At 71.6% G+C, this 9,946-nt stretch carries 14 protein-coding genes; 7 read left to right on the top strand and 7 right to left on the bottom strand.

Features of this window, described 5'->3' with window-relative positions; genetic code table 11:
- Window positions 1–55: 55 nt before the first annotated feature.
- Both ACH4E7_RS35675 and ACH4E7_RS35680 read left to right on the top strand, forming a co-directional pair.
- Window positions 56–1,180: a uroporphyrinogen-III synthase gene (locus tag ACH4E7_RS35675; protein ID WP_396253334.1), complete on the top strand. Its 1,125-nt coding sequence runs from the start codon at window positions 56–58 to the stop codon at window positions 1,178–1,180.
- Window positions 1,180–1,884 (top strand): sirohydrochlorin chelatase, encoded by a 705-nt coding sequence (locus tag ACH4E7_RS35680; RefSeq protein WP_396253335.1) that lies wholly within the window; start codon window positions 1,180–1,182, stop codon window positions 1,882–1,884. Before ACH4E7_RS35675 ends, ACH4E7_RS35680 begins: the two co-directional genes overlap by 1 nt.
- A 148-nt stretch (window positions 1,885–2,032) precedes the next feature.
- Here ACH4E7_RS35680 and ACH4E7_RS35685 read toward each other — a convergent pair whose 3' ends face one another.
- Together ACH4E7_RS35685 and ACH4E7_RS35690 are read right to left on the bottom strand one after the other, a co-directional pair.
- Window positions 2,033–3,043, bottom strand: coding sequence for a questin oxidase family protein (locus ACH4E7_RS35685; RefSeq protein WP_396253336.1), 1,011 nt, complete (start codon window positions 3,041–3,043; stop codon window positions 2,033–2,035).
- 66 nt (window positions 3,044–3,109) lie between these two features.
- A complete protein-coding gene (locus ACH4E7_RS35690; RefSeq protein ID WP_396253337.1) occupies window positions 3,110–4,015 on the bottom strand; it encodes an alpha/beta fold hydrolase in 906 nt (301 codons plus the stop codon).
- Window positions 4,016–4,072: 57 nt separating this feature from the next.
- Here ACH4E7_RS35690 and ACH4E7_RS35695 point away from each other — a divergent pair, with 57 nt between their 5' ends.
- Window positions 4,073–4,675, top strand: coding sequence for a TetR/AcrR family transcriptional regulator (locus ACH4E7_RS35695; protein ID WP_396253338.1), 603 nt, complete (start codon window positions 4,073–4,075; stop codon window positions 4,673–4,675).
- 89 nt (window positions 4,676–4,764) lie between these two features.
- Here the strand turns inward: ACH4E7_RS35695 and ACH4E7_RS35700 are convergent, their stop codons facing one another.
- Complete coding sequence (locus ACH4E7_RS35700) at window positions 4,765–5,514, bottom strand: SDR family NAD(P)-dependent oxidoreductase (RefSeq protein WP_396253339.1); 750 nt, start codon at window positions 5,512–5,514, stop codon at window positions 4,765–4,767.
- Between the two features lie 90 nt (window positions 5,515–5,604).
- On the opposite strand from ACH4E7_RS35700, the gene ACH4E7_RS35705 reads away from it, so the two are divergent.
- Both ACH4E7_RS35705 and ACH4E7_RS35710 read left to right on the top strand, forming a co-directional pair.
- Window positions 5,605–6,012, top strand: coding sequence for a winged helix-turn-helix transcriptional regulator (locus ACH4E7_RS35705; protein ID WP_396253340.1), 408 nt, complete (start codon window positions 5,605–5,607; stop codon window positions 6,010–6,012).
- A 160-nt stretch (window positions 6,013–6,172) separates the two neighbouring features.
- Window positions 6,173–6,613 carry a helix-turn-helix domain-containing protein gene (locus ACH4E7_RS35710; protein WP_396253341.1) on the top strand — a complete coding sequence of 147 codons (441 nt, stop codon included), beginning with the start codon at window positions 6,173–6,175 and terminating at the stop codon, window positions 6,611–6,613.
- An 84-nt stretch (window positions 6,614–6,697) separates the two neighbouring features.
- On the opposite strand, the gene ACH4E7_RS35715 is transcribed toward ACH4E7_RS35710, so the two are convergent.
- The 4 genes from ACH4E7_RS35715 to ACH4E7_RS35730 all read right to left on the bottom strand — a co-directional run bounded on the left by ACH4E7_RS35715 (window position 6,698) and on the right by ACH4E7_RS35730 (window position 8,780).
- On the bottom strand, window positions 6,698–7,300 hold the full coding sequence (locus tag ACH4E7_RS35715; protein ID WP_396253342.1) for a ClpP family protease: 603 nt from the start codon (window positions 7,298–7,300) through the stop codon (window positions 6,698–6,700).
- A 1-nt stretch (window position 7,301) separates the two neighbouring features.
- Entirely contained in the window at window positions 7,302–7,940 is a 639-nt protein-coding gene (locus tag ACH4E7_RS35720) for a ClpP family protease (protein ID WP_396253343.1), read from the bottom strand.
- 113 nt (window positions 7,941–8,053) lie between these two features.
- A complete protein-coding gene (locus tag ACH4E7_RS35725; protein WP_396253344.1) occupies window positions 8,054–8,251 on the bottom strand; it encodes a DUF397 domain-containing protein in 198 nt (65 codons plus the stop codon).
- A gap of 13 nt (window positions 8,252–8,264) precedes the next feature.
- Entirely contained in the window at window positions 8,265–8,780 is a 516-nt protein-coding gene (locus ACH4E7_RS35730; protein WP_396253345.1) for a DUF5753 domain-containing protein, read from the bottom strand.
- 85 nt (window positions 8,781–8,865) lie between these two features.
- Here ACH4E7_RS35730 and ACH4E7_RS35735 point away from each other — a divergent pair, with 85 nt between their 5' ends.
- Both ACH4E7_RS35735 and ACH4E7_RS35740 read left to right on the top strand, forming a co-directional pair.
- Window positions 8,866–9,192 carry a hypothetical protein gene (locus ACH4E7_RS35735; protein WP_396253346.1) on the top strand — a complete coding sequence of 109 codons (327 nt, stop codon included), beginning with the start codon at window positions 8,866–8,868 and terminating at the stop codon, window positions 9,190–9,192.
- A 356-nt stretch (window positions 9,193–9,548) separates the two neighbouring features.
- Window positions 9,549–9,893 (top strand): hypothetical protein, encoded by a 345-nt coding sequence (locus ACH4E7_RS35740; protein WP_396253347.1) that lies wholly within the window; start codon window positions 9,549–9,551, stop codon window positions 9,891–9,893.
- The last annotated feature ends 53 nt before the right edge of the window (window positions 9,894–9,946 follow it).

Here is a 9,946-nt window from a genome sequence, read left to right on the forward strand (position 1 = left end):
GGCAGGTGACGGCCGGGCAATGCCCCCGTAACACGCGCACCGCACGCTGGCGGGCATGGCAGCAACCCCCACTCCGCCAGGACCGCTCACCGGCTTCACCGTCGGCGTCACCGCCGCGCGCCGCCGCGAGGAGCTCACCGCCCTGCTCACCCGGCGCGGCGCGCAGGTGGTCGAGGCCCCGGTGCTGCGCATCCTGCCGCTCGCCGACGACCTCGCGCTGCGCGAGGCCACCGAGCGCTGCCTGGCCGCCCCGCTCGACTATGTCGTGGCCACCACCGGGGTCGGCTGGCGCGCCTGGATGAGCGCGGCCGAGGGCTGGGGCCGAGGCACCGCGCTCGCCGAGGTCTGCCGGGGTGCGGTGGTGCTCAGCCGGGGCCCCAAGGCCACCGGGGCTGTGCGCGCCAGCGGGCTGAACGAGGGCTTCTCCCCCGACACCGAGGCCACCGACGAACTGCTCACCTGGCTGCTCGCCCGCCCGCTGGCCGGGTGCCGGATCGCCGTCCAGGAGCACGGGCTCCGCCTGGACGCCTTCGCGGCGGCGCTGCGCGAGCGCGGCGCCGAGGTGATCTCCGTCCCGGTCTACCGCTGGGCACCGCCGGAGGATCCGGGCGCGGTGCGCAAGCTGCTCGACCAGACCGTCCGCCGCCAGGTGCACGCGCTGACCTTCACCAGCGCGCCCGCGATCACCGCCCTGCTCGCCGCGGCGGAGGCCGAAGGCCTGTACGAGGCACTGATCGACGCCCTGCGCAAGGACGTCCTGCCGGTCTGCGTCGGCACCCTGTGCGCCCGGCCCCTCACCGAGCTCGGCCTGCCCGCCGTCCACCCCGAACGCGGCCGCCTCGGCGCACTGGTCCGGTTGCTCGCGGACACCCTGCCGGGCCGGGCGCGCCGTGAAATCGCGCTCTCCGGACAGGTGTTGACGCTGCAGGGGAACGCCGCCCTGGTCGACGGCGAGAGCCACTGGCTCAGCCCGCGCGGCGCCGCCGTCCTGCGGGCGCTCGCCGAACAGCCCGGCCGGGTGCTCAGCCGCGCCGACCTGCTGCGCGCCGCCTGGCCCGACGCGGCGGCCGACGAGCACGCGGTGGAGGCCGCGGTCGGACGGCTGCGAGCGGCGCTGGGGCCGCACGCCACGCTGATCCGCACCGTTCCCAAGCGCGGCTACCGGCTGGCGGCGGGTTGATGACCCCGGTGCTGCTCGCCGTCGCGCACGGCAGCCGCGACCCTGCAGCCATCACCTCAACTCGCGTCCTCCTACGCCTCGTCCACTCCCTTCGCCCCGAACTGGCCGTCCGCTGCTGCTTCCTGGACATCGCCCGGCCGTCCCTCGACCAGGCCCTCGCCCGACTCGCCCGTCAGCGGCCGATCCTGGTCCCTCTCCTCCTCGGCACCGGCTACCACCTACGAGTCGACCTGCCCGCCGCACTCGCCGCCGCCGGCCTCCCGCTCACCCACCTCGCCCCCGCCCTCGGCCCCCACCCACTGCTCGTCGAGGCCCTCGCCGACCGCCTCGCCGAGGCCGGCGCCCCGCCGGACGCCCCCGTGGTGCTGGCCGGAGCCGGCTCCTCCGACCCCACCGCCCTCGCCGACACCACCCGCACGGCCCGCCTCCTCGCCACCCGCCTCGGGCACCCCGTCACCCCCGCCCACCTCTCCGCCGCCACCCCCACCCCCCACCAGGCGGTCGCCACCCTCCAGGCCAACGGCCACCCCCGGATCGCCCTGGCCACGTACCTGCTCTCCCCCGGCTTCTTCGCCCGCCGCGCCGCCACGACCCCGGCACGCTGGACCAGCGCCCCACTGTCCGCCCACCCGGCCGTCGCCCGGCTGGTGTTGCAGCGCTACGACGAGACACGGGCGATCGCGGCCCTGCCCACGGCCGCCTGACCATCCGCCCCACCCGAAGGCAGTGATGACCGACAGTCAGCTGCTGCCACGGCGATCCGTGACGTCGACGCCTGGACTCCGTCCCGCTCCCCGCGCCACCGTTTCGGGTGGGGTCGTGGCGTGCGTGCAGCAGTGGGCGCGATGCGCCTCAGCCCAGCGGAGCACTCAGCTCCATGGCGCGCAGAGCGGCCGCCAGGGCGCGTTCGTCACCTACGTCGAGGGCCGTGTCCGTCAGCTTGATGACGTGTTCGTCGCCGTGCGACAGGGCCCGTTCGAAGACCTCTTCGGGGGTGACGGCGCCGGGCGGGACGTACGGGACCGACACAGCCGGCGCGTACATCGCGGTCACCGCCGCGGAGGCCGTCCAGGCTGCCCGCAGGCTCGACGGCCACAGGGTGTGCGGGAGTGCGGGCAGGATGCGCAGGACGGCGTTGGGGGCGGTGGCCGCGTGGACCAGCATCGTCTCCTCGCCGTGGCCGTGGGTGGCGTACCGGTGCGTTGCCGCCCGGACCAGGTCGGCGAGGCGGCCGTACGCGTCGCCCGGTTCCGCCACCTCGGCCGCCCACACCGGCAGAGCCCCGACGCGGTCGAGTCGGGCGGGGAAGCCGCCGTCCTGTACGGCGATGAGCGGGACCGCGTCGAGGGCGGCGGCCGCGCTGCCGACCCCGGGCAGCGCGGCCGCCACCGCGACGGGCCGGTGGCGCGCCGCCCAGTAGCCCAGGCCGTGGGCGAGTTCGGTCAGGCGGGGTTCGGTGGTCCCGGCGAACAGCAGGGTGCGCACGGCGTGGCCCACCCGGATCACCGGGTGGGTCGAGCCGCCGTACATGCCGGGCAGCAGCCGGGGCCACCACCCGGTGAGCACCTCACGCCAGGGGCGTTCGGCGAGCTCGCGCTCGAAGTAGCCGATCCAGTCGGCCGCGCGGCCCGGATCGCCCAGCGCGGAGCGCCAGTCGGCAGCCGTGACCGGCTCGACGCGGGACGGGAACTCCTCAAGCTTCCGCGCGTACCGGTCGAGCCAACGGTGCACTGCACCTGCCTGTCCGTGGGCAGCGAGGGCTTCGACGGCCATCGGTGCGTGGTTGGTGAGCCGCCCGAGCCGCTCGGGCCCCGAGCGGTGCAGTCGCTCCAGCGCCTCGTCCAGAATCCCCGTGATCTCCATGGAGACGACAGTAGGCAGGACACCACGACGGCGTAACGGGCTGGAGACGTAGGCCCGGCCAGGACCTCAGTCCCCGGACGCTCCCGGCACCGGGACCGCGCCGATGAAGCCCAGCAGCCGCTCGTTGACCGCCTCGGGCCGCTCCAGGTTCAGCCCGTGCCCGGCCCGTTCCAGGATCTCCGCCCGCACGCCCGGGATCTGCGCCGTGACCCGCTCCACCACCTGGCGCGGGCGCAGCAGCGCGCTGCGCTTGCCGACCAGCACCAGAGCGGGCACCCGGATGGCTCCCAACTCCTCGTCCGTGAACGGCCGGGCCGGCGGGCGGGTGTTCGGCTTGTAGCTCCGCATGGCGAGCATCAACGGGGCGATCATCTCGCGCGGCGCACCGAGCGCCGGGTTGGCGAGCAGCCGCCCGACCGCCGGACGGAGCGACCGCGGGGCGAGCATGCCGAACAGGCCGCCGATCATGTGGACGTAGAACCGCGCCGGGACCTTCTCGATCCCGCCCGGGTCCATCGGCACGATAGAGGCGAGCCGCTCGGGTGCATGGATGGCCTGGTTGAGGGCCAGCCAGCCGCCGTACGAGAGGCCGACCAGGTGGATCCGGTCCAGCCCGAGGCTCGCGAAGACCTCCCCCAGCCAGGCCGCGTTCTCCTCCGACCCCGCCGCGACGGCGCGCTGGACGCTGCGCCCGGGGTCGTCCAGGGTGTCGATCGCGTAGACCGGGTGCCGCTCCCCCAGCGCGGCGATCTGCGGGTACCAGTTGGACGGGTGTCCGGCGTGGCCGTGCAGCAGCACGACCGGTTCGCCCTCGCTCGGCCCGTAGTGGTGGACATGGACGGTGCCGTAGCTCGTCTCGATGTCGAGCTCCCGGCGCGGGCTCGGCCACAGCTCCATCGCGCGGTCGTACGCCTCAAGGAACTTCGCGCGGGCGTCCTCGCTGACGAAGTGTCCGACGCTGGTCCTGGTCATGATCCCTCCCCGGTTTGATGGTATGGTTGTACCACAAAAATATCCGGAAGGAACCCGATGCCGAAGCTGGTGGATCACGAAGAGCGGCGGGCCCACATCATCGACGCCCTGCTCCGCTCGGCGGCGAGCAACGGCCTGCACTCCGTCACCATGCGCTCCGTCGCCATCGAGGCCGGCGTCTCCGTGCGGCTCGTGCAGTACTACTTCGACACCAAGGAACAGCTGCTCCTCGCCGCCATGACCCGCCTGGCAGCCCGCATGGGCGAACGGGTCCGGCAACGCGTCCGCACGACCGGCGCCACCACCGACCCGCGCGGCATCATCGAGGCGGTACTGCTGGAAGCCGTCCCCACCGACGAGGAGAGCCGCGCCTTCCACCTCATCTACACCGAGTACGCGGTGCTCTCCGTCACCGACCCCGCCCTCGGCGGCCAGCCGTTCCTCGCCGCCCCCAACGAGATGGAGGACTTCCTGGTCGCCCAACTGACCGCCGCCCAACGGGCCGGAACCGCCGATCCCCACCTGGGCGCCCGACAGGAGGCCGTCGTGCTGCTCGCCGTCTCCGCCGGCCTCGGCCTGAGCGTCCTCCTCGGCCAGCGCTCGGCCGAGGAGGCGACCACCGTCCTGCACTACCACCTCGGCCGGCTCTTCCCCGGCTAGGGCGCGCTTCGAAAGTGCCGGTCACAACCCTTCGTCGATGGCTGCGACCAGCATCGTCGCCTCGTAGCGGACGGCGTGCGGACGGGGCGTCAGCGCATGCCTCCGGACGCGAGGATGACGTCCCCGGTGATCCAGCGCGCGTCGTCGGAAGCCAGGAAGGTCACCAGCGGGCCGTAGTCGTCCGGGGTGCCCGTTCGGCCCAGCGGGGTGTCGGCGATCGCCTGTGCTTCCTGGGCGGAGCCGGGGAATCCCATGGCCCTGGTGCCCTCGGTGTCCGACGGTCCGGGCATGATCGCGTTGACCCGGATGCCGCGTGGGCCCAGTTCCTTGGCCGCGACGATGGTGAACGCGTTGACGGCGCTCTTGGAGGCGACGTAGAGCGAGGCGTACGGCGGGTGGGTGAGCGTGCCGGCCGTCGAGACGTTGATGATCGACGCGGCGCCGATGTCGTCCTGCGCGGCCAGCGCCTGCGTCGTGAGGATCGTGCCCAGCAGGTTCGTGGTCATCTCGCGCTGGAACTCCTCCTCGGTGATGCCCGACAGCGGCGCGAAGGCGGCGACGGCCGCGTTGTTCACGAGCACGTCGACCGGTCCGTACTCCTCGCGCGCCCGATCGAACAGATGGCGCACGTCGTCGCCGCGGGCCACATCCGCCCGGACCGCGATCGCCCGGCCACCCTTGGCGGTGATGCCCGCGACGACCCGCTCGGCGCCCTTCGCGTCCTCCCGGTAGTTCACCACGACGGCTGCGCCGGTCCCGGCCAGCGCCTCGGCGATCCCCGCACCCAGGCCCTTCGACGCGCCCGTGACGATCGCCGTACGTGCGTTGCTGCTGCTCACAGTGACTCCTCGAACATTGGTGCTTGCAGCAGTCACCGTAGGAAAGCCCATTACTACTGGGAAGTACCTACTTTTTTGTAAGCTCGTGCCGTGACGGAAACTCAGCAGGTCGCGACGGCCGCCCGGCTCCTGGCCCACGACACCTTCGACAACAAGTGCGTGCTCAGGCCGATCATGGACCAGACGACAAGCCGCTGGGCGACACTGATCATCTCGGCCCTGATCGCCGGCCCGCACCGCTTCGCGCAGCTGCACCAACGAGTCGGTGGAATCAGTCAGAAGATGCTGTCGCAGAACCTCAAGGCACTGGCCCGGGCCGGGCTCGTCGGCCGCCAGGTCGCGCCCACCAACCCGCCCCAGGTGACCTACAGCCTGACGGAACTCGGTGTCAGCCTGGCCGGGCCGCTGACCGAACTCATCCAGTGGTTCGGCCAGCACGGAGACGAGCTCCTCGCCGCCCAGGAGCACTACGACAGCCAGCAGACACCGCGCGCGTAACGGGCCGCCCGAAGAACAGAGGTCCCGTCCACCAACTCCAGGGCGCAGGCAAGGATGACGTCCGTCCGGACCGACCGCACCTCCGGTCCGCCCGCACGGCTTCACCCAGGGCAGAACGCCGCTCCCTTCCCCCGGCGCCCCGGATCCCTAGTCTGAAGGGGTGAGCACTCATGCGCCCAACGAAGCCCGCATCATCCCCCTCCGCCCACAGACCTCACCGCCCGGTTCCGCCGGGGCGACCCGCGCCCCGCAGCGACCGTCCGGAGCCCCCGAGACACCCGCGCCGAAGGAACCCCTGTGGCGCGACCTCATCGGCGACGTCCTGCGGCGCGAACGGCTCGCCCAGGAACGCACGCTGAAGGACGTCGCGGAGACGGCCCGGATCTCGATGCCGTACCTGTCGGAGCTGGAGCGCGGACGCAAGGAGGCCTCCTCCGAGGTGCTCGCGGCCGCCGCCAAGGCGCTCGGACTCGGACTCGGCGACCTGCTCTCGCTCGCCCAGGACGAGCTGGCCCGGTACCACCGGGTGAGCCGGAGCCGGGTGGGCCGCGGCCGCACGTCGCCCACGGCGCCGTACGACGGCCTCTGCCTCGCCGCCTGACGGAATTCTCCGCCTGACCGAACCGGCGGCCGGTACACCCCCGTGGTACCGGCCGCCGGTTCGGCCGTCGGCCACGGCGCGCGATCAGACGAACGCGAGCCGTCGGCTCAGCACCTCGTCGGCGAGCCCGTAGGCGACGGCCTCCTCGGCGGTGAGCACCTTCTCCCGGTCCATGTCCGCGCGCAGCGTCGCCACGTCGTGCTGCGTGTGCCGGGACAGGACCTCCTCCACCTGCGAGCGGATGCGGACCATCTCCTTGGCCGCGAGGCTGAGGTCGGAGACCGTCCCCTGCCGGCCGCCACTGGCCGGCTGCCCGAGCAGCACCCGCGCGTGCTGGAGCACGAACCGCCGCCCGGGATCTCCGCCGGCCAGCAGCACCGCCGCCGTCGACGCCGCCTGACCGACGCAGAACGTGGAGATCGGCGCCTGCACGAACGTCATCGTGTCGTAGATCGCCATCAGCGAAGTGAACGATCCACCGGGCGAGTTGAGGTAGATCGAGATCTCGCGCTCCGGGTTCTCCGACTCCAGGTGCAGGAGTTGCGCGATGACCACGTTCGCGACCCCGTCGTCGATCTCGGTGCCGAGGAAGATGATCCGCTCGTTCAGCAGCCGGCTGAAGACGTCGTAGGACCGCTCGCCCTGCGCGGTCCGCTCGATGACGTAGGGAACCGTGTACGACCCCATGTCACAACCCCATCCGTCGGCGCGACGAGGCCGGGCGGATGTCGGCGACCGACTCCACCACCCGGTCCACGATCCCGTACTCCCTGGCCTGTTCGGCCGTGAACCAGCGGTCCCGGTCGCCGTCCCGCGCGATCGTCTCCTCGCTCTGCCCGGTGTGCTCGGCGGTGATCCGCTCGATGGCCGTCTTGGTGAACTCGAGGTTCTCCGCCTGGATCTCGATGTCCGCGGCGGTGCCACCGATACCCGCCGAGGGCTGGTGCATCATGATCCGCGCGTTCGGCAGCGCGAACCGCTTGCCGGGCGCCCCCACCGTGAGCAGGAACTGACCCATGCTGGCCGCGAACCCCATCGCCAGCGTCGAGACGTCGTTCGGGATCAGCCGCATGGTGTCGTAGATGGCGAGACCCGCGGTGACCGACCCGCCGGGGCTGTTGATGTACAGGCTGATGTCGGTCCGCGGGTCCTCCGCGGAGAGCAGCAGCAGCTGCGCGCACACCCGGTTGGCCGACACGTCGTCGACCTGCGTGCCGAGCAGGACGATCCGCTGGGCGAGCAGCTGCGCCGCGAGATGGTCGTCGAAGCGGCTGGGCGGGGTATCGCCCTGCTCCGCGCGGGGTGGGAGGGCGGTGAGTGGAGTCATCTGGTTTCTCCTTGTCGAGGCGGAGATGCCGTCGACTCCACTCTCACCCCCGGGAGCACCCTGGATGCGGTTTCTCTGCCCGCGGCAGATTCGCCACGGGCAGAGCACCGAAGTCACGTGGTCAGGTGGTCGAACTCTCCTGCCTTGACGCCGCACAGGAAGGCGCGGAGCTTATCGGGCGTTGTGGCGATGATGACCTCCGGAGCCTCGCTCTCGCGGATCTTGATGGCGCCGTCGGTGGCGGCTGCGACGTAGATGCAGTTGGCGGTGTCGCCGCTGAATGAGGACTTCTGCCAGTTCTGAACGGCCATGATTGTTCCCATCTCAAATGCTCTGGGCGATACGGCGGATGAGGTCGCGGGACGCGTCAGGCTTGAGCGCACTCGCCTCCAGCCGGTCCAACACGGCTCGATACTTGATCAGCTGCGGCTCGGTGTCAATGAACTCGAACCGGTCCCCATCGACCTGCACGCTGTCCAACCGGGCGACCTCGGCGGCGAAGTACACGATCCCGGCGCCAGAGCTGGGGTAGCTCGCGGTGCCGAACGGGATCACCCGCAGGTCGATGTGCGGATACTCGCTCATCTTCAGCAGGTATTCCAGCTGATCGCGGGCAACCTTTGAACCACCGAACCCCATGCGCAAGGCGGTCTCATGGACGACGGCCGACAGCGGAGTCGGCTGCTCGCCGTACAGCACTGCCTGCCGCTTGATGCGATGAGAAACAAGGTGTTCCACTTCGGGCGGCGACAAGGGTGGAACCACGTCTCGGAAGAGCGCGCGAGCGTGCTCGGGGGTCTGGAGAAGGCCAGGGATGTGGATCACCGTGGCGATCCACATCCATTTTGATTGTACGTCAGGACCGCTACTCTGCCCGTGGCGTGGGCAGCACCGCGTCCAACTCCCGTTCACGTAGGAGACTTCCATGCCCGCTAATCCCTCGCCAGACCCCCGCGCGCCCTTCGACCAGGAGCTGTGCGGGCTCGTACTCGACACCGCGCCCCGACTGCCCGCCGTCGTCCAGGTGCGCGACGAGGGCCTCGCGGACGCCGACGGGTGGGTCGTGGCCTGGGGTCTCGTCGACAACGACGGGCCGACGCACGTAGTCAGCATCGACGGGAGGGCGCGCATGACCCTCGTCTCGCCCGAACGGGCCGTGTGCCACTTCGCCGGGCGGCCGGGGATCACCGCGCGCCTGGTCTGGCTCGCACAGCCGAGCGCTGCCGCACTCGACCGGACCGAAGCCGCCTGACCGTAGAGCCCTCACGCGTCGTCAAGTTCGGCTACGCCCGATCCAGTTCGGTCGTTAGCGTGAGAACCGTGACCACACCCGGACTCGGGGAGGGCATGGGGTGGGTGGATACATCTCGGAGCCGGAACGGCTCCCTGTAGCAGCAGCCAAGCTGGATGAGGGAGCGGACAAGAGGAAGCTCTGACGTGACGATCGGCAAGTCTGGTGGTCGGCCGTGGAGACATTGGCTCCTGGGTGCTTTCCTCGTGCTCTGTGCGCTGGTCACCGTGGGGTGCGTCTGGTGGGGCGTGGCCGGGTTTCTCCGGTCCCTCGATCCGCCTGAGACCGACACCGACCGCGCGGAGCGGCTGGCGGGGATGCACTACAGGCAGCACCCCGACAAGGGGCGGTACCACATCCCGGCGAACGCCGTGCTGTCCCGAACTGCCGACGGGTCGTGGGTCGCCTACCTGCACTACGGGGTCGGGAGCGGCGACGACAACAACATCAACGACTTCCTCCACACCTACAACCTGCCGAGGACCGGCACCCCCGCCCCGCTGCCGGAGGACCTGCGGGCCGCGCTGCCGGGCGACGAGCCGGCCCAGGGGATGCTGCTGCCGGAGGGGCGGGCGGGGCGGCAGATCTTCGTGGTGGAGCGGCCCTCCGACAGGCTCAACCCGGGCGCGGCCGACATCTACGTCCGGGCCATCGGCACGTGAAGGGGCCCGCCGCGCGCGCGGTGGGCCCTCAGCAACCACGCGCTATCGCCGAC

The organism is Kitasatospora sp. NPDC018058 (assembly GCF_044327205.1).
Lineage (GTDB): Bacteria > Actinomycetota > Actinomycetes > Streptomycetales > Streptomycetaceae > Kitasatospora.